This window comes from Streptomyces sp. (genome assembly GCF_019510245.1).
In the GTDB taxonomy this organism is placed as follows: Bacteria; Actinomycetota; Actinomycetes; order Streptomycetales; family Streptomycetaceae; genus Streptomyces.
The window spans coordinates 16,435-34,671 of sequence record NZ_JAEKKT010000144.1 but is presented as its reverse complement, the minus strand read 5'-3'; the positions used below and the strand labels follow the sequence as shown (position 1 = coordinate 34,671).

General features: G+C 72.7%; 16 protein-coding genes. 13 read left to right on the top strand and 3 right to left on the bottom strand.

Annotation, left to right across the window (positions count from 1 at the left end; all coding sequences use genetic code 11):
* Window positions 1-6 precede the first annotated feature (6 nt).
* From JF597_RS24515 to JF597_RS24455, 13 genes are read left to right on the top strand one after another with little or no spacing between them, the layout of a single operon-like run.
* Complete coding sequence (locus tag JF597_RS24515; RefSeq protein WP_293998601.1) at window positions 7-1,500, top strand: right-handed parallel beta-helix repeat-containing protein; 1,494 nt, start codon at window positions 7-9, stop codon at window positions 1,498-1,500.
* Window positions 1,501-1,525: 25 nt separating this feature from the next.
* Complete coding sequence (locus JF597_RS24510) at window positions 1,526-2,794, top strand: O-antigen ligase domain-containing protein (protein WP_293998799.1); 1,269 nt, start codon at window positions 1,526-1,528, stop codon at window positions 2,792-2,794.
* A gap of 2 nt (window positions 2,795-2,796) precedes the next feature.
* Entirely contained in the window at window positions 2,797-4,038 is a 1,242-nt protein-coding gene (locus JF597_RS24505) for a glycosyltransferase (RefSeq protein WP_293998598.1), read from the top strand.
* A complete protein-coding gene (locus JF597_RS24500) occupies window positions 4,035-5,270 on the top strand; it encodes a class I SAM-dependent methyltransferase (RefSeq protein WP_293998595.1) in 1,236 nt (411 codons plus the stop codon). The genes JF597_RS24505 and JF597_RS24500 overlap by 4 nt, the downstream gene beginning before the upstream one ends.
* Window positions 5,267-6,061: a sugar phosphate nucleotidyltransferase gene (locus tag JF597_RS24495; protein WP_293998593.1), complete on the top strand. Its 795-nt coding sequence runs from the start codon at window positions 5,267-5,269 to the stop codon at window positions 6,059-6,061. Before JF597_RS24500 ends, JF597_RS24495 begins: the two co-directional genes overlap by 4 nt.
* A complete protein-coding gene (locus tag JF597_RS24490; protein WP_293998590.1) occupies window positions 6,058-6,705 on the top strand; it encodes a PIG-L deacetylase family protein in 648 nt (215 codons plus the stop codon). The genes JF597_RS24495 and JF597_RS24490 overlap by 4 nt, the downstream gene beginning before the upstream one ends.
* Before the next feature lie 3 nt (window positions 6,706-6,708).
* Window positions 6,709-7,734: an NAD(P)-dependent oxidoreductase gene (locus JF597_RS24485; RefSeq protein ID WP_293998587.1), complete on the top strand. Its 1,026-nt coding sequence runs from the start codon at window positions 6,709-6,711 to the stop codon at window positions 7,732-7,734.
* 17 nt (window positions 7,735-7,751) lie between these two features.
* The gene (locus JF597_RS24480; protein WP_293998798.1) at window positions 7,752-9,005 is read left to right on the top strand and encodes a DUF4910 domain-containing protein; all 1,254 of its coding nucleotides are present in this window, start codon (window positions 7,752-7,754) and stop codon (window positions 9,003-9,005) included.
* 5 nt (window positions 9,006-9,010) lie between these two features.
* Window positions 9,011-10,309: a hypothetical protein gene (locus JF597_RS24475; RefSeq protein ID WP_293998585.1), complete on the top strand. Its 1,299-nt coding sequence runs from the start codon at window positions 9,011-9,013 to the stop codon at window positions 10,307-10,309.
* A complete protein-coding gene (locus tag JF597_RS24470; RefSeq protein WP_293998582.1) occupies window positions 10,306-11,256 on the top strand; it encodes a glycosyltransferase family 2 protein in 951 nt (316 codons plus the stop codon). Before JF597_RS24475 ends, JF597_RS24470 begins: the two co-directional genes overlap by 4 nt.
* Window positions 11,253-12,485 (top strand): polysaccharide pyruvyl transferase family protein, encoded by a 1,233-nt coding sequence (locus JF597_RS24465; protein WP_293998580.1) that lies wholly within the window; start codon window positions 11,253-11,255, stop codon window positions 12,483-12,485. The genes JF597_RS24470 and JF597_RS24465 overlap by 4 nt, the downstream gene beginning before the upstream one ends.
* A complete protein-coding gene (gene rfbC, locus JF597_RS24460; RefSeq protein WP_293998578.1) occupies window positions 12,482-13,033 on the top strand; it encodes a dTDP-4-dehydrorhamnose 3,5-epimerase in 552 nt (183 codons plus the stop codon). The genes JF597_RS24465 and rfbC overlap by 4 nt, the downstream gene beginning before the upstream one ends.
* 7 nt (window positions 13,034-13,040) lie before the next feature.
* Entirely contained in the window at window positions 13,041-14,375 is a 1,335-nt protein-coding gene (locus JF597_RS24455; RefSeq protein ID WP_293998576.1) for a glutamate-1-semialdehyde 2,1-aminomutase, read from the top strand.
* A gap of 32 nt (window positions 14,376-14,407) precedes the next feature.
* Here the strand turns inward: JF597_RS24455 and JF597_RS24450 are convergent, their stop codons facing one another.
* The 3 genes from JF597_RS24450 to JF597_RS24440 all read right to left on the bottom strand — a co-directional run bounded on the left by JF597_RS24450 (window position 14,408) and on the right by JF597_RS24440 (window position 18,229).
* Window positions 14,408-15,115 carry a phosphatase PAP2 family protein gene (locus JF597_RS24450; protein ID WP_293998573.1) on the bottom strand — a complete coding sequence of 236 codons (708 nt, stop codon included), beginning with the start codon at window positions 15,113-15,115 and terminating at the stop codon, window positions 14,408-14,410.
* Window positions 15,116-15,383: 268 nt separating this feature from the next.
* Entirely contained in the window at window positions 15,384-16,718 is a 1,335-nt protein-coding gene (gene dacB / locus JF597_RS24445) for a D-alanyl-D-alanine carboxypeptidase/D-alanyl-D-alanine-endopeptidase (protein WP_293998570.1), read from the bottom strand.
* Window positions 16,719-17,008: 290 nt separating this feature from the next.
* Complete coding sequence (locus JF597_RS24440) at window positions 17,009-18,229, bottom strand: metallophosphoesterase (protein ID WP_293998568.1); 1,221 nt, start codon at window positions 18,227-18,229, stop codon at window positions 17,009-17,011.
* Window positions 18,230-18,237: the final 8 nt, after the last annotated feature.

The following is an 18,237-nucleotide window of genomic DNA, read 5'->3' as shown; positions in this document are numbered from 1 at the left end:
GTGCACGTGGGGAGCAACAGTCGGCACTGGGCGCTGGCGGCGGCACCGCTGGCGCTGGTTCTGCTGGCGGCGACCGGCTGCGACGGCACGCCGGGCGCCCCGGCGGCGAAGCCGACCGCCGCGCCGTCCACGTCCACGAGCGCGGCCCGGGCCGTGGCCCGGGTCTGCGCCAACCCCGCGGTCGTCGGCGACCTGGCGGCGAAGACCAGGAGCAGCCCCGCGAACACCACGTTCTGGCTCCGGCCGGGCAAGCACAGACTCGCCCCGGACCGCTTCGCCCAGGTCGTCCCCAAGCAGGGGGACCGCTACCTCGGCGCGCCGGGCGCGGTGCTCGACGGCGGGAAGAAGAACCAGTACGCGTTCGCGGGCACCGCTCGCGACGTCACCATCCGCTACCTGACCGTGCAGCACTTCGTCGCACCGCAGAACGAGGGCGTGGTCAACCACGACTCGGCCGACGGCTGGGTGATCGAGCACGCGACGATCCAGGACAACTCCGGAGCGGGGCTGATGGCCGGCGCCCACCAGCGGGTCCGGTCCAGTTGCCTGCGCGACAACGGACAGTACGGAATGAACGCCTACAAGGGCGGCGGCGGCATCACCGGCCTGGTGGTCGAGGACAACGAGATCGTGGGCAACAACACCGACGACTGGGAGCGCCGGCAGCAGGGCTGCGGCTGCACCGGAGGCGTCAAGTTCTGGGCCGTCAACGGCGCCGACGTACGCGGCAACTGGGTGCACGGCAACCACGGAGCCGGGCTGTGGGCGGACACCGACGACAACGACTTCCTCATCGAGAACAACGTGCTGGAGGCCAACGACGGTGCCGCGCTGATCTACGAGACCAGCTACAACGCGGTCATCCGGAACAACACGATCCGGCGGAACAACTGGGTCGAGGGCCGCAAGTACGCCGACCGGGGCGACAACTTCCCGTACGCGGCCGTCTACCTGTCCGAGTCGGGCGGCGAACCCCGGATCCGGGCCCGCACCGACAAGATCGAGATCTACCGGAACGTGCTGGAGAACAACTGGTCCGGGATCACCCTGTGGGAGAACGCCGACCGGTTCTGCAACAGTCCGGCCAACACGTCGTCCGGTGACTGCACCCTGCTGGTGAAGAACACCCACCGCTGCGCGCAGCCGGCCATCGCCAAGGCACCGCTCTACGCCGACTGCCGGTGGAAGACCCAGCGCGTGGACATCCACGACAACCGCTTCGTGCTCGACGAGTCCGTGGTCAGGTGCACCGAGATGTGCAACCGCATGGCGGTGCTGTCCAACTACGGGACCTATCCGGACTGGTCGCCGTACAAGGGCGAGAAGGTGGCCGAGGCGATCACCCGCAGACAGGACAACCGCTGGCACCACAACGTCTACCTCGGACCGTGGCAGTTCGTCGCCCAGGACCCCAGCCAGGTGCTCGACTTCGACGAGTGGCAGGGCGCGGACTACCGGCAGGACGCGGGCAGCACCCTCGGCCAAGGGTCCGGTGATTGAGATGGACACGCACATGGACACGCACATGGGCACGCAGACGGACGGGCAGCGGGACCCGCGGCCCGGCGCCGCACCGGGCCCCGCCGGCACCCCGAAAATCGTCGGGATCGTCTGGGGACTCCTGGTCCTCAACACCCTCGGCTCCGCCGGGGCGAAGACCATCGTCACGCTGCCCCGCTCCCTCATCCAGATGGTCACCATGGGCGCCCTGGTCGCCGCGTTCGCGCTGGCGCTCGCGGTCAACCTCCGGCTGCGCGTCCGGGCCAGCTCCTACCTGCTCCTGCTCACCCTGCTGCTGGTGACGAGCGTGATCTCCAGCGCCAACCTGGAGTCCGGGTTCGGCGCGCTGTTCCGCTGCTTCCGGCTGACGCTCTTCATCTGCACCCTGTGGCTGCTCAGCCGCTGGTGGGACGGCAGCCTGACGTTCGTCCGGTACCACATCCGGGCGTACTTCGCGGTGCTCGGATCGGTGGCCGTCGGCCTGGTCGTCTCACCGGGCGCGGCCCTGCCCGACCTCTACGGCGGCCGCCTGGTCGGCGCGCTGTGGCCGCTCACGCCGCCGCAGATCGGGCAGTACGCGGCGGTGATCATCGGGCTCACCGCGCTGCTCCTGCTCGGCCGCCGGACCGACCGGACCAGCGCCGCGGTGGTCATCGTGCCGTCCTTCGTGCTGCTCGCGCTGACGCACACCCGGACGGCCACGCTCGGCCTGCTCCTCGGGCTGGCGCTGGCGATCGGCTCGCTCATCCTGACCAGCGCGGCCGCCCGCCGCTTCTTCACGTGGGCGGTGCTGTTCGCCGTGGTGGTCGCGGTGGGCTTCGCCTCCGCGCTGCAGACGTGGTTCCTGCGCGGGCAGAGCAAGGAGAACTTCTCCAGCCTCACCGGCCGGGCCAAGGTCTGGGACGCCCTCCTCGCCGCACCCCGGACGACCTCGGAGAAGTTCCTCGGGGTGGGCCTCGGCGACAAGTCGTTCGGCGGGCTGCCGATCGACAACAGCTGGCTGGCCGTCTACAACGAGCAGGGTCTGATCGGCGTCACCCTGGTCGCGGTGATCATCGTCGTGCTGGGCGGCGTCGCCCTGCTGCGGCCGCCGTCGCTCCAGCGGGCCTGCGCGATCTTCCTGATCAGCTACTGCGCGATCGCCTCGTACACCGAGGCCGGTCTCGGCGACGCCTCGCCGTACCTGCTGCATCTGGCCCTGGCCGCCTCGCTGCTGGCCTCACCCGCGGCGGCGGCAGCTCCCACGGCGCCCGAACTCCCCCGACCGCGGACCCAGGGATCGGAGGCGACCTGACCATGGACATCCTCGTGGTGCACAACCGCTACGGCTCCGCACAGCCCAGCGGGGAGAACAAGGTCGTCGACCAGGAGGTGGAGCTGCTGCGCGCGGCCGGGCACCGGGTCGGGGTGTTCGAGCGGCGCAGCGACGACATCGCCGCCCGGTCCCTCCTCGGCAAGGTCGCGGTGCCGCTCCTCGTGCCGTGGAACCCGGCGGTCCGCGCGGAACTCGCCGCCCGGCTGCGCACCGAGCGGCCGGACGTGGTGCACGTCCACAACGTCTTCCCGCTCCTGTCGCCCGCGGTCCTCGCCGCGTGCGCCGACGCCGGTGTGCCCGCCGTCGCCACGCTGCACAACTACACCCAGGTCTGCCCGCCCGGCACGCTCCAGCGGGACGGCCGGCCGTGCACCGAGTGCGTCGGCTCCACACCGCTGCCCGCCGTCCGGCACGGCTGCTACCGGGGCTCCCGCCTCGCGACGGTGCCGCTCGCCGTCAGCCTGTCGGCCAACCGGCGCCGGTGGTGGTCGGGCGTGGAGCGGTTCCTGTGCATCTCCGCGGCCCAGCGCGACGTCCTGGTGCGCTCCGGCATGCCGGCCGAACGCCTGGCGGTGAAGCACAACTTCGTGCCCGACCCGGGCACGTGCCGGGAGGGCGAGGGAGAGCAGGTGCTCTACCTCGGCCGGCTCGCGGAGGCCAAGGGGGTACGGCTGCTCATGGCCGCGTGGGACGAGATCGCGGCGAGCGGCGGTGTGGGCGTGCCGCTGGTGATCGCCGGCACGGGGCCGCTGGAGCGGGAGGTGACCGCCTGGGCGGCGGGCCGGGACGACGTCCGCTACGCCGGCCTGCTGGACACGGCGGAGTGCCGGAAGGCCGTCGCGCGGTCGGTCGCCGTGGTGGCGCCCTCGACCTGGCTGGAGGCGTTCGGCCTGGTGGTCGTGGAGGCGATGGCGGCCGGGGTCCCGACCGTCGCCGCCGGCCACGGCGCCTTCGTCGAACTCGTCGAGGACGGGGTCACCGGGCTGCTGCACCGGCCGGGCGAGCCCGCCTCGCTCGCGTCCTGCATACGCCGGGTCGCGGCCGACCCGGCCCGCAACCGGGAGATGGGCCAGGCCGCCCGCCGCCGCTACGAGCAGGGCTTCAGCCCGGCCGTCGGCCTGCGGCGCCTGCTGGAGGAGTACCGCACCGCGATCGCGGGGCGGTCGGCACAGGCTCGCGGCGGGGAGACCCGCGCGAGCAGGGGGGATGGGGACAGCACATGACACGATGCCGACTGTGCGGCTCGGAAGCGATGGCGAGCGTCGTCGACCTGGGGGCGACGCCGCCGTGCGAGAGCTTCCTCGCCGTGGACCAACTGGACGAGCCGGAGCCGGCCTACCCGCTGCACCTGCGGGTCTGCACTGACTGCTGGCTCGCGCAGATCCCTCCGCTGATCACGCCGGAGGAGACCTTCAAGGAGTACGCCTACTTCTCCTCGTACTCGACCTCCTGGGTGGAGCACGCGCGCGGCTTCGTCGCCGATGCCGCGGAGCGGCTTCCGCTCGGCCCCGACGCCTTCGTGGTGGAGGTGGCGAGCAACGACGGGTACCTGCTGAGGCACGTGGTGGACCGCGGCATGCGCTGCCTCGGCATCGAGCCGTCGGTGAACGTCGGCGCCGCGGCCCGGGAGGCGGGGGTGCCCACGCTCACGGAGTTCCTCTCCCCGGACACCGGCGCGGCCGTCCGCGCGGAGCACGGCCCGGCGGACCTGGTCGTCGCCAACAACGTGTACGCGCACATCCCCGACGTCGTCGGGTTCACCCGGGGGCTGCGCGCGCTGGTCGCCGACGACGGCTGGGTCTCCATCGAGGTGCAGCACCTGCTGACCCTGATCGAGGAGAACCAGTACGACACGATCTACCACGAGCACTTCCAGTACTACACGGTCGCGTCCGCGACCCGGGCGCTGGCCAGCGGCGGACTCACGCTCGTGGACGTCGAAATGCTGCCCACGCACGGCGGCTCCATCCGGCTGTGGGCCCGGCCGGCCGAGGCGGCCGGCGAGCCGACGCAGCGGGTGGCCGACGCACTGGCCCGGGAGAAGGCCGCCGGGCTGCAGGAACTGTCCGGGTACACCGAGTTCTCCGCCCGGGTGGCCAAGGTACGCCGCGACCTGCTGCGGTTCCTCATCGACGCGGCCGACCGCGGCCAGACGGTCGTCGGCTACGGCGCCCCGGGCAAGGGCAACACCCTGCTCAACCACTGCGGCATCCGCCCCGACCTGCTGGCCTACACCGTCGACCGCAACCCCTACAAGCACGGCAGGTTCACCCCGGGCACCCGCATCCCGATCCTGGCGCCCGAGCAGATAGCCGCCGACAGGCCGGACTTCGTCCTCGTCCTCCCGTGGAACCTGCGGACCGAGCTGTCCGAGCAGCTGGCCTTCGTGCACGAGTGGGGCGGCCGGCTCGTCTTTCCCATCCCGGAACTGAGCATCGTCGAGGTGACGTCATGAAGGTCGTCCTGTTCTGCGGCGGTTACGGGATGCGGATGCGCAACGGCACCTCCGACGACGTGCCCAAGCCGATGGCGATGGTCGGCCCGCGCCCGCTGATCTGGCACGTCATGCGCTACTACGCCTACTTCGGGCACAAGGAGTTCATCCTGTGCCTCGGGTACGGCGCCCACCACATCAAGGACTTCTTCCTCAACTACGAGGAGACGACCTCCAACGACTTCGTCCTGCGCGGCGGAAAGACCGAGTTGCTCTCCACCGACATCGCCGACTGGACGATCACGTTCGCGCAGACCGGCATCGAGTCACCGATCGGGGAGCGGCTGCGCCGGGTGCGGCACCACCTGGACGGCGACGAGATGTTCCTCGCCAACTACGCCGACGTGCTCACCGACGCCCCGCTGCCGGAGATGATCGACCGGTTCGCCCAGCGCGACGCCGGGGCGTCGATGATGGTGGTGCCGCCGCAGTCGTCGTTCCACTGCGTGGAGCTGGGCGAGGACGGCCTGGTGGGAGGCATCACCGCGGTGAGCGAACTGCCGCTGTGGGAGAACGGCGGATACTTCGTGCTCCGCCAGGAGGTCTTCGACCACATACCCGAGAACGGCGACCTGGTCGCCGACGGCTGCGCCCAACTGGCCAAGCGGGGACGGCTGGTGGCGCACCAGCACCGCGGCTTCTGGAAGCCGACCGACACCGTGAAGGAACGGGCCGCACTCGACGCCGCCTACACGAGGGGCGACCGCCCGTGGGCCGTGTGGGAGCGGGACACCGCCGGAGCCAGAACGTGATCCGGCTCGGGGCCGGCCCCCTGGACCGGATCGTCGCGGTGGGCGCGCACTGCGACGACATCGCCATCGGCGCCGGCGGCACCCTGCTGACCCTGTGCCGGGCGCGGCCCGGCATCCGGGTCGACGCGCTGGTGCTCACCGGCGGCGGCAGCGAGCGCGAGCAGGAGGAACAGGCCGCCCTCGCCGCCTTCTGCCCGGGCGCCGACCTGCGGCTGACCGTGCACAAGCTGCCGGACGGCCGGTTCCCGGCCCACTGGGAGGAGGCCAAGTCCGCCGTCGAGGAGCTGCGCGCGCAGACCGACCCGGACCTGGTCCTCGCACCGCGCACCGACGACGCCCACCAGGACCACCGCGGCCTGGCGAAGCTGATGACCACCGCGTTCCGCGACCACCTCGTGCTCGGCTACGAGATCGTCAAGTGGGACGGCGACCTCGGCCGGCCGGCGGCGTACCAGCCGCTGGCGCCGGAGACCGCCGAAGACAAGGTCCGGCTGCTGCAGGAGCACTACCCCTCGCAGCGGCACCGGCCCTGGTACGACCGGGAGGCCTTCCTGGGCCTCGCCCGGATCCGCGGCATCGAATGCCACGCGCGCTACGCCGAGGCGTTCGCCGTCACCAAACTCACGCTCAACCTGGGGGGTTGAACCTTGCGCGTACTACTGACCGGACACCAGGGCTATCTGGGCACCGTGATGGCCCCGGTCCTCAGGGCCGCCGGGCACGACGTCGTCGGCCTCGACTCCGGCCTGTTCGCCGACTGCGTCCTCGGCCCGCGGCCCGAGGACCCGCCCGGGCAGCGGGTCGACCTGCGGGACGTCACCGCCGAGCACGTGGCCGGGGTGGACGCCGTGATCCACCTGGCCGCGCTCTCCAACGACCCGCTCGGCTCGCTGGCACCGGAACTCACCTACGACATCAACCACCACGCGTCCGTGCGCCTCGCCCGGCTGGCCCGCGACGCCGGAGTACGGCGCTTCCTGTACGCGTCGACCTGCTCGGTCTACGGCGCCGCCGGCGGCGACGAGTTGGTGACCGAGGACGCCCCGCTGCGCCCGGTGACGCCGTACGCGGAGTCGAAGGTGCGGGTGGAGGACGACCTGCACGAGCTGGCCGACGACGACTTCACCCCGGTGTTCATGCGCAACGCCACCGCCTTCGGCTTCTCGCCCCGGCTGCGCGCCGACATCGTGCTGAACAACCTGGTGGGCCACGCCCTGCTGTCCGGCGAGGTCCTGGTCCTCTCCGACGGCACCCCCTGGCGCCCGCTGGTGCACGCCGCCGACATCGCACGGGCCTTCACGGCCGCGCTGACCGCGCCGCGCGAGGCGGTGCACGACCGGGCGTTCAACATCGGCAGCGAGATCAACAACGTCACGGTCGCCGAGATCGCCGGGCAGGTCGCCGAGGCGGTGACCGGCTCCAAGGTGGTGATCACCGGTGAGACCGGCGCCGACCCGCGGTCCTACCGGGTGGACTTCTCCCGGTTCCGCGCCGCGCTCCCCGGCTTCGACTGCGAGTGGACGGTGAAGCAGGGCGCGCTCGAACTCGCCGACGCGTACCGGAAGTTCGACCTGACCCGGGAGGACTTCGAGCAGCGCTACACCCGGCTCGCCGTGCTGCGCGCGGCGTCCGGCGCCGGCACCGTCGACGACACCCTCAGGCGGCGCCGGTGACCGACGTGAGCGAGGAGATGTACGCGCTGGTGGAGCGGATGTACCCGCTCTGCCGGAGCATCACCGGCGACGGTGTGCGCGCCACCCTGGACATCGTCGGGGAGTACATCCCGCTGCAGGTGCACGAGGTGCCGACCGGGACGCAGGTGCTCGACTGGACGGTGCCGCAGGAGTGGAACATCCGCGACGCCTACATCGCCGACCCGGCGGGCAACCGGGTCGTCGACTTCGCCGCCTCCAGCCTGCACGTGCTCGGATACAGCGTGCCGGTGTCGGCGACCATGCCCCTGTCGGAACTGCGCGCGCACCTGCACACCCTGCCGGACCACCCGTCCTGGGTGCCGTACCGCACCAGCTACTACAAGCCGGACTGGGGCTTCTGCCTGGCCCAGGAGACCCTGGACGCGCTGCCGGACGGCGACTACGAGGTGCGCATCGACTCCACCCTCGCCGACGGCCACCTCACCTACGCCGAGTACGTGGTCCCCGGCCAGGTCGCCGACGAGGTCATCGTCTCCTGCCACGTCTGCCACCCGTCGCTGGCCAACGACAACCTGGCCGGCATCGCGGTGGCGACGTACCTGGCCAGGGCCCTCGCCGAGCAGCCGACCTACTACACCTACCGGTTCCTGTTCGCGCCCGGCACCATCGGGGCGATCACCTGGCTGGCCCGCAACGCGGAGCGGGTGGACCGGGTCAGGCACGGCCTGGTGCTGGCCTGCGCCGGGGACCCCGGCCACCTGACGTACAAGCAGAGCAGGCGCGGCGACGCGGAGATCGACCGGGTGCTCCAGCATGTGCTGACGGCCTCCGAACGCCCGCACCGCGTCACCGAGTTCACGCCGTACGGCTATGACGAGCGGCAGTTCTGCTCGCCCGGCTTCAACCTGGGCGTGGGCTCGCTCACCCGGACCCCGTACGCCGGCTACCCCGAGTACCACACCTCCGCGGACAACCTGGACTTCGTCTCACCGGCGGCGATGGCGGACACCCTCGCCGTCTGCCGCGAGGCGTTCGCCGTCCTCGACCGCAACCGGCGGTACGTCAACCTCAGCCCCTACGGCGAACCGCAGCTGGGCCGGCGCGGGCTGTACGACGCGCTCGGCGGCCGCAGCGACACCAAGCAGGCGCAGATGGCCATGCTCTGGGTGCTCAACCTCTCCGACGGCGAGCACAGTCTGCTGGACGTCGCCGAGCGGTCCGGGCTCCCGTTCGACACCGTGGCCGCCGCGGCCGACGCCCTGCGCGGCGCCGACCTGGTCAAGGAATGACGCACATGACCACCCAGGGGGAGAATCCGCAGAAGACGGCGCTGCCGGCCGGGTCCGCCAAGCGGGCCCTCGTCGGCAGGCTGTCCTGGGGCCTGGCCGACCAGGCCGCCTCCAGCATCAGCAACTTCGCGGTGGGCCTCTACGTGGCCCGCTCGCTGGGGGTGACCGCGTTCGGTGTCTTCAGCCTGGCCTGGGTGACCTACGGCGTGGTGCTCAACGTCTCCCGGGGCCTGGCCACCGACCCGCTCGTGGTCCGCTTCAGCGGCGTGCCGGAGGCCTCCTGGCGCGGGGCGGTGGCCCGGTCGACGGGTACCGCGCTCGGCGTCGGTTCGGCCCTCGGCGTGCTGTGCGTGGCGGCCGGGCTCGGCCTCGGCGGCCGCGTGGGGCCCGCCTTCGCCGCCCTGGGCCTCATGCTGCCGGGGCTGCTCCTCCAGGACGCCTGGCGGTTCGCGTTCTTCGCGGCCGGCACCGGGCGGAAGGCGTTCGTCAACGACGTCGTGTGGGGCATCGCGCTGGTCCCGGCGCTGGTGGTGGCGGCCCACGTGGACACCGTCGCCGCCTTCGTGCTCGCCTGGGGCGCGTCCGCCACGGTGGCCGCGGGGTACGGCTACCTCCAGTCGGGCATCCGGCCCCGGACGGCCGAGGCCCGCGGCTGGCTGCGCGAGCAGCGCGACCTCGGCTACCGGTACCTGGTCGAGAACGTCAGCCTCAGCGGCGCCAGCCAGGTGCGGGCGTACGGGGTCGGCGTGATCGTCGGCGTCGGCGCCGTGGGCGCCATCCGGGGCGCTGAGCTCCTGATGGGCCCGTTCCTCGCCGTCCTGATGGGGCTCTCGCTGGTCACCGTCCCGGAGGCGGCACGGGTGCTGCGCCGGGCCCCGCACCAACTGGGCAGGTTCTGCCTCCTCCTGGGCGGCGGGCAAGCCGCAGGCGCGCTGCTCTGGGGCTCGGCGCTGCTGCTGATGCCGGACCGGCTCGGCGACCTGGCGCTCGGCGACGTCTGGCACTCCTCCTCGCACCTCGTCGTGCAGATCACCCTCAGCGTCGCGGGAGCGGGCCTCGGCACCGGCGCGGCGGCCGGACTGCGCGCCCTCGGCGCGGCCCGGCGCAGCCTGCGCTGCCAGCTGTTCGCCTCCGCCTGCTACGTCGGCGGCGGGCTCGGCGGCGCGGCCGCCGGCGGCACGGCCGGCTCGGCCTGGGGCGTCGCCGCCGCGACCCTCAGCGGCTCGGCCCTCTGGTGGCTGCAACTGCGGTCCGCCCTGCGCGAGCACCACCACAACCCCGTTCCCGAAGTGAGGACCTCATGACCGCCCGACCCAGGCTGAGCATCGGCCTGCCCGTGTACAACGGCGAGGAATACCTGGCCGAGTCGTTCGACGCCCTGCTCGGCCAGACCTACGAGGACTTCGAACTGGTCGTCTCCGACAACGCCTCGACCGACGGGACCGAGGACATCTGCCGCAAGTACGCGGCGCAGGACTCCCGCATCCGGTACCACCGGCTGCCCCGGAACATCGGCGCCACCCCGAACCACAACCACGTGTTCGCCGAGTCCCGCGGCGAACTGTTCAAGTGGGCCTCGCACGACGACCTCTACGGCCGCGACCTGCTCCGGCGCTGCGTGGACGCGCTGGACGAGCGGCCGGACGTGATCCTCGCCCACACCGACCAGGCCGTCATCGACGGCGACGGACAGGTGACCGTCCCCTACGCGTACACCCTCGCCACCGGCTCGCCGCACGCGCCGGAGCGCTTCCGCAGCCTCCTGTTCGAGCCGGGCGGCGACGACTTCTACGGGGTGATGCGGGCCGACGTGCTGCGCCGGGTGAAGCCGATGGACAGCTACCACCACGCGGACCGCACGTTCGTCGCCGAGATCACCCTGCACGGGCCCTTCCACCAGGTGCCGGAACTGCTCTACTTCCGCCGCGACCACCCGACCCGCGCCGAGCGGGCGAACCCGTCCAAGCGCTCCCGGTGCGTCAACCTGGACCCGCGCCGGGCCGGCCTGCTGCACTCGACGCCCCGGCTGCTCGCCGAGTACGTCTGGGGCTTCGCCTCGGCGATCCGGCGGGCGCCCCTGTCCGCGGCCGACCGGCGCGCGTGCTACCGGCACCTGGCCGCATGGATGACCAGCAGGGTCCGGCCGGGCGCCGGCGAACGGGTCGAGGACCGCGCCCCGGTCGACCCGGCCCTGCTCACGGTCTCCGTCGACGCCCTCGTCGCCGGCCGCGAGGGGAGGGGCAGGGCATGACGTCCGCGGACGGAACGCCGGTGCGCGTCGGGTTGTTCGGCCTGCTCGGCTCCGGCAACCTCGGCAACGACGGGTCGCTCGAAGCCGTTCTCGGGTACCTCCGCGCCGAGCACCCGGACGCGGCCGTGGACGCGCTGTGCGGCGGGCCCGAGGCGGTGACGGCCCGGTTCGGGATCCCCGCCACGCGACTGCACTGGAACCGCGCCGAGTACCGGACCGCCTCCCGTGCGGGCGCGGTCGTGGCGAAGGGCCTCGGCAAACTCGTCGACGTCTTCCGCACCGCCGCCTGGGTACGCCGGCACGACGTGGTGATCGTGCCCGGCATGGGCGTCCTGGAGGCCACCCTGCCGCTGCGGCCGTGGGGCTTCCCGTACGCGCTGTTCCTGCTGTGCGCGAGCGGTCGGCTGCTCGGCACCCGGGTCGCGCTGGTCAGCGTCGGCGCCGCCGAGATCAGGAGCCGCCCCACCCGCGCCCTGGTGCGCTGGTCGGCCCGGCTCGCCGCGTACCGGTCGTACCGGGACGGCCAGTCCCGGGACGCGATGCGCGCGATGGGCGTCGACACCGCCCGTGACGAGGTCTACCCCGACCTGGCGTTCTCCCTCCCGACACCACAGGCGGGCGCGCCCACCGGCACGCCGGGCCGCGTCTGCCTCGGCGTCATGGACTTCCACGGCGGCAACGACGACCGCGCCCGCGCCGACGAGATCCACCGGCGCTACCTCGACGGGACGATCAGGTTCGTCCGCACGCTGGTCGAGGAGGGCAGGCCCGTGCGGCTCCTCACCGGCGACCAGTGCGACCTGTCGGTGGTCGCCGCCATCCTCGACGCCGTCGACTCCCCGCTGGTCACCGCGGCCGAACCGGCCTCACTGGCCGACCTGATGAACGAGATGGCGGCCGCCGACACCGTGGTGGCCGTCCGCTACCACAACCTGATCTGCGCGCTGAAGACCGGAACGCCCGTGCTCGCCCTCTGCTACGCGGCGAAGAGCGACGCCCTCATGGACCGCATGGGCCTGGGCGCGTACTGCCATCCCGCCCGCGAGGTCGACGCCGACCGGCTCCTCGAACAGTTCCGGGACCTGGAGAAGCACGCGGCGGAGCTGCGGCAGACCCTCGCCGCGCGGAACCGGGTCGCCGCACAGCAACTCGCCGAGCAGTTCACCGCCCTGACCGCGACCCTGTTCCCGGCGGACGACCACACCCACGCCCCACGGAAGGCTTCATGAAAGCGACCGAAGTCCCGGAGATCGCCGGCGCGTTCCTGTTCGAGCCGACGCCGTACGCCGACGAACGCGGCTTCTTCTGCCGCACCTTCGACGCCGACGTGGTCCGCTCGGTGGGCCTCGACCCGGACGCCTTCGTCCAGGACAGCGTGTCCCGCTCGGTCCGCGGCGTGCTGCGCGGCCTGCACCTGCGCTCCGGCGCCGGCGAGGCCAAGCTGGTGCGGTGCTCGTACGGGCAGATCTTCGACGTCGTCGTGGACCTGCGGCCCGACTCGCCGACGTACCTGGGCCGGGCCTTCTTCGAGCTCTCCGGCGAGACGCAGAAGACCGTGTACATCCCGGCGGGATGCGCGCACGGCTTCCAGGCTCTTACCGAAATCGCGGACACCTCTTACCGTATTGACCGTCAGCACGATCCGTCCGAGGACGTGACGATCGCCTACGACGACCCGGAACTCGCCATTCCCTGGCCGCGGCCGGTCACGTCGATGTCCCAGCGGGACCGGGAGGCGCCGAGCCTCGCCGAGGTCCTGAAGCACCGAGAAAGATGAGGTCGGCGTGCACACCCAAGAAACCGATGGGTTCCTCCTGCCCCGCTCGCGGCAGGCCAACGAGCGGCTGCACGCTCTGATCCCAGGGGGCGCGCACACCTACGCCAAGGGCGACGACCAGTACCCCGAGAACCTGGCCCCGGTCATCAGCCACGGCAGCGGTGCCCACGTGTGGGACGTCGACGGCAACCGCTACATCGAGTACGGCTCGGGCCTGCGGTCGGTCAGCCTCGGCCACGCCCACCCGCGCGTGGTCGAGGCGGTACGGCGGGAACTCGACCGCGGCAGCAACTTCGTCCGGCCGTCCATCGTCGAGCTCGAGGCCGCCGAACGCTTCCTGGCCACGGTGCCGACCGCCGACATGGTGAAGTTCGCGAAGAACGGCTCCGACGCCACCACCGCCGCGGTGCGGCTCGCCCGCGCCGTCACGGGACGCTCCCGGGTGGCCCTCTGCGCCGACCACCCGTTCTTCTCCGTCGACGACTGGTTCATCGGCACCACGCCGATGAGCGCCGGCATCCCGGCGGCGACCACCGAGCTCACCGTCTCCTTCCCCTACGGAGACCTGGCCGCCACGGAGGAGCTGCTCACGCGGTACCAGGACGAGATCGCCTGCCTGATCCTCGAACCCGCCACCCAGTCCGAGCCGCCGCCCGGCTACCTCGCCGGCCTGCGCGACCTGGCCGACCGGCACGGCTGCGTGCTGGTCTTCGACGAGATGATCACCGGCTTCCGCTGGTCCGAGGCCGGTGCTCAGGGCCTGTACGGCGTCGTCCCCGACCTCTCCACGTTCGGCAAGGCGCTGGGCAACGGATTCGCCGTCTCCGCGCTGGCCGGGCGACGCGGCCTGATGGAACGGGGCGGACTGCGCGATTCCGGTGACCGGGTGTTCCTGCTGTCCACCACGCACGGCGCGGAGACGCACTCCCTGGCGGCCGCGATGGCCGTGCAGGCCACCTATGTCGAGGAGGGCGTGACCGCACGCCTGCACGCCCTCGGCGAACGGCTGGCCGCCGGTGTCCGCGACGCCGCGGCCGCCGCGGGCGTCGGCGACCACGTCGTCGTCCGGGGCCGGGCCAGCAACCTGGTCTTCGCCACCCTCGACGAGAACCTGCGGCCCTCGCAGCAGTACCGCACCCTGTTCCTGCGCCGGCTCCTCGAGGGCGGGGTGCTCGCCCCGTCGTTCGTGGTGAGCAGCGCCCTCGAGGAGGCGGACATCGACCGCACCGTCGACGTGGTGGCCGAGGCATGTGCGGTGTACCGGAAGGCGCTGGAAGCCGCCGACCCCACCGTCTGGCTGGCCGGACGGGCCGTGAAGCCCGTGTTCCGCCGCCTGGCGTGACGTGACGTGAGCGGCGCCCCCACGCGCCGGTGTCAGGCGTCCGCCCCCGTCTGGCCGGCCACCCGGTCGGCCATGGCGTCAGCCGTGCGGTCGGCCATGCGGTCGACCAGCCACGCGGTCGCCGGTATCACCGCCAGCGCGGTGCACCAGCCGCCGAGGGCGTCGGTCGGGTAGTGCGCGCCCAGGCGGACCTCCGCCCAGCCCATGGCGGCGCCGGCGGCCAGCGAGGCGGCGAGCACGAGTGAGGTGCCGGCCGCCGTGCCGAGGCCGAGCCGGCCGGTCGCGAGCAGCGCCGCCATGAGGGCGAGAGCGGTGAAGAACGCGGTGTGCCCACTCGGGTAGGACAGGTTGCCCGGGCCGTGGATGGTGCGCCCCACCACGTGCTTGAGCAGCGTGGTCGTCCCCACCGTCAGGCCGGTGCCGGCGGCGACGAGCACCGCCGCGCGGGGCCGCCGGAGCAGCAGGCAGCCGGCCACGCAGGCCACGATCACCATCGTCGATCCCGCGGGTTCCCCCAGGAAGTCCAGGGCCAGGGCGACGTGCCGCCACGGCGGCCGCACACTGTCCGCCGTCGGCGGGACGATCCACCGGTCCACCCGGCCGGGCTCGCTGTGTCCGGCGTACCGGACCCCGAGGACGACGACCACCAGCGCGGCGAGCACCGCGATCGGCCCGAGCCACCGGCGCAGTGCCGAGGGCAGCACCGTTCGCCCCGCGGAGCGGGCCGGCCCGACTTCCACGTCCGCTCCTGCCAGGCGATCCAACGTGAGCCCCCCGTCGTGTCCGCTCCCCCTCCAGCGACCATAGCCGTCCCACGTCGGGCGGGTGGCCGGACGGGGCGGACGACGTCGCAGTCCAGGCGCCGCCGGCCGGCCCGGTTCGGCACCGGACGGCACCAACGCGGCGCTGGACCTCGGCAGTCTGCGCGCCTCCCCCGTCCCCCGACTCCCCGTGTGCCGCCCGCACTCAGGCACGTGGCCACTTCCGGAGGGGCGCAGACCGAGGGCCTTACGCCCAGCAGCCGTTGACGGTGGCCGCGAGGCCGTCGAGGGCGTCCTTGGTGGCGGCCGGGTCGGCGGTGGAGTTGTTCTCGATGAAGGAGAAGATCTTCCAGCGCCCGTCCGCGGCCTTGGTCAGCCCGCTCAGTGCGATCGCACCGGTGAGCGTGCCCGTCTTCGCCTGCACCTTGCCGACGGCGCACTGCGAGTCGGCGGTGTCGAAGCGGCCCCATTCGGGACCCAGGGTGGAGCCGGCCTCTCCGGCGACGGGCAGGCCGTCGATGATGTACCTGAGGGTCTTGGCGTTGCGTGCGTCGTCGGCGACGTCGAGGATGTCGGCGATGCTCCGGGCCGGGATGCGGTTGGCGCGGGACAGCCCGCTGCCGTCGTGGATCTCGTAGTTGACCAGCGAGACGCCGTACCCGCGGAGCACCTCGCGTACGACCGCCGTGCCGTCCTCGAAGGTCGGCCGCCGGTCGGCGCCGATCGCGGTCATCCGCAGCAGGGTCTCGGCGATGTCGTTGTCGCTCACCTTGAGCATGTGCTCCACGATGGCGGACAGTCTGCCGGACTGGTGCCGGGCGACCGGCACGTCGCCCTTCGCGGCCGAGCCGCGGGTGACGTCGCCCGTGACCGTGACGCCCTGCTGGGCGAGGAACCCGGCGAAGACCTGGCCCGCGTCCAGCGACGTGTCCGTGACCTGGTGGCCGTCGACCACCAGTGCCCGCACCGGTGCGACGGAGTCCGGGTAGTAGCCGTCGTTCCAGCCGGTCGCGAGCGTGGGCTCGGGGAAGAGGCTGTCGTCGACCTGGACCTTGACCGAGGTGAGACCGGCGGCCTTGAGTCCCGCGACGGCGGTCTTCGCCATCGCCTCGAGGTCGGCGCTGGTCAGGGTGCGGTCACCGCCGCCCACGAGAGTGAGCGTGCCGTTGCCGTAGACGGCCTTGGTGGTGAAACGGTGGCCGGGGCCGAGCACCGTCAACGCGGCGGTGGCGGTGCCGAGTTTGGTGTTGGACGCGGGCATCAGCGCGGTGGTCGCGTCGTGGCCCCAGACGGCCTTGTCGGACGCGGCGTCGATGACGACGCCGCTCAGCGTGGAGCCGAGGCGGGTGTCCTGGACGCGCGTGTCTAGATTGGCCGCGATCTTCTGCTCGGCGGGGTCGAGTTTCCTGGCCGTGGTCTTGGCGGCGGTCTTGTCGGCGGCGAAGGCGGTCGTGCCGAAGAGGATCGTTCCGGCGATGGGGGCGGTGACGGCGACGACGGCGACCCGGCGGAAGGCGGGGTGGACGGTTCTCGCCTTGCGGTGCCGAGCGGTGGTACGGACGGAGGATGGGGGGTTGGACATGCAGGCCTCGTCGAAGTACTCGTGGGACAACGGGAGTTGGGAGGGAGATCTTGAGTTCCCAAGAGGGAAAGCTACAGGCGTGATCCTGTTCTCCCCGCCCGGTTTCCTGCGTCCGGTCCCACGGATCCGGGGAGGCCGGGCCGCCCCGGACCGCGCTGCCGTGCCCTGACCTCGGCGTGGACCCGCGGCCCGAGGGCAGGGCGGGAGGACGGCCTCGCGCTTCTGGCCGGCCACGGCACCGGCGTGGCGGTCCTCGTCCCCGGGCCCCGGGACTGCGCGCCCGCCCGGTGCTACGGCGAGGTGGGCCGGTCCGGGGCGCGGAGCACGAGGAGGGTGATCTCGCTGGGCGCGAAGACGCGGAACGGCGGGCCCCAGAAGCCGGTGCCGCGGCTGGTGTAGAGGAGGGTGCGGGTGCCGTGGCGGCTGAGGCCGGCGAGGGCGGGCTGGTCGATCCGGACCAGGTGGTGGAAGGGCCAGATCTGGCCGCCGTGGGTGTGGCCGGAGAGCTGGAGGTCGACACCGTGGGCTGCCGCCCGGTCGACGAACTTGGGCTGGTGCGCCAGGAGCAGGACGGGCAGGTCGGGGTCGGCGCCGTTCAGGGCTCCGGCGAGGTGGGCGCGGTGGCCCGCCAGGCCGGAGGACTCGGCGGTGACGTCGTCCACGCCGGCGACCACGAGGGTGTCGCCGCCGCGTTCGAGCAGCAGGTGGCGGTTGCGCAGCGGCTCCCAGCCCAGCTCGTCCATCAGGTCGACCCAGCCCTGGGCCTCGCTGTAGTACTCGTGGTTGCCGGTGACGTAGACCCGGGCCCGGGTCGCCCGCACGGTGCCGAGCGGGACGGCCTGGGCGCGGCGGCGTTCGGCGGTGCCGTCCGCGATGTCGCCGGTGTGGCAGACCAGGTCGGCCTCCAGGGTGTTCACCGTCTCGCACACCCGTGCCGACCACCGGGCGCGGTCGAGCGGGCCGTAGTGGGTGTCGGTGATGAGGGCGACGCGCAGGCCGTCCAACCCGGCGCCCAGCCGGGGGAGTCGCACGTCCAGCCGGCGCACGCGCGGCACGCGGCGGGCCTCGGCGTACCCCCAGGCGAGCAGTACGGCGGTGGTGCCGAGGACGGCCCACGTGACGATGCGGGCCCGGTCCTGGCCCGTGCCGACGCCGGCCACGGTCAGGGCGAGCCGCAGGAGGACGCCGAGCAGGACGGACCAGGTGAACAGGACCCAGCTGGTGCCCAGCAGGGTGTCACCGAGGATCGCCGCCCGGTCCTGCTGGCGCCGGCCGTGGCCGCGCACCATCGCGAGCGGCATGCCGACGAGGCCGAGGGCGAACAGGGCGGTGCCGCCCGACGAGACCGGCAGCGGCCAGTGCTGGCCGGTGTACAGGAGCACCCAGCAGGGCACGGTCCACAGCAGGACGGGGGCGATCAGGGGGATGTAGCGCATCAGGCGGTGCAGTCGGCTCCGCCGCGGAGCCTGCGCTTCCCTGTCGGCGGGTCGGGTGTCGCTGGTGTCGGTCACGCTTCCCC

What these genes read in the sequence shown, in the direction of transcription:
- JF597_RS24510 (WP_293998799.1), top strand. Translation starts at nt 1,526, where the DNA reads ATGGGCACGCAGACGGACGGGCAGCGGGACCCGCGGCCCGGCGCCGCA.
- JF597_RS24505 (WP_293998598.1), top strand. Translation starts at nt 2,797, where the DNA reads ATGGACATCCTCGTGGTGCACAACCGCTACGGCTCCGCACAGCCCAGC.
- JF597_RS24500 (WP_293998595.1), top strand. Translation starts at nt 4,035, where the DNA reads ATGACACGATGCCGACTGTGCGGCTCGGAAGCGATGGCGAGCGTCGTC.
- JF597_RS24495 (WP_293998593.1), top strand. Translation starts at nt 5,267, where the DNA reads ATGAAGGTCGTCCTGTTCTGCGGCGGTTACGGGATGCGGATGCGCAAC.
- JF597_RS24480 (WP_293998798.1), top strand. Translation starts at nt 7,752, where the DNA reads ATGTACGCGCTGGTGGAGCGGATGTACCCGCTCTGCCGGAGCATCACC.
- JF597_RS24475 (WP_293998585.1), top strand. Translation starts at nt 9,011, where the DNA reads ATGACCACCCAGGGGGAGAATCCGCAGAAGACGGCGCTGCCGGCCGGG.
- JF597_RS24470 (WP_293998582.1), top strand. Translation starts at nt 10,306, where the DNA reads ATGACCGCCCGACCCAGGCTGAGCATCGGCCTGCCCGTGTACAACGGC.
- JF597_RS24465 (WP_293998580.1), top strand. Translation starts at nt 11,253, where the DNA reads ATGACGTCCGCGGACGGAACGCCGGTGCGCGTCGGGTTGTTCGGCCTG.
- rfbC (WP_293998578.1), top strand. Translation starts at nt 12,482, where the DNA reads ATGAAAGCGACCGAAGTCCCGGAGATCGCCGGCGCGTTCCTGTTCGAG.
- dacB (WP_293998570.1), bottom strand. Translation starts at nt 16,718, where the DNA reads ATGTCCAACCCCCCATCCTCCGTCCGTACCACCGCTCGGCACCGCAAG.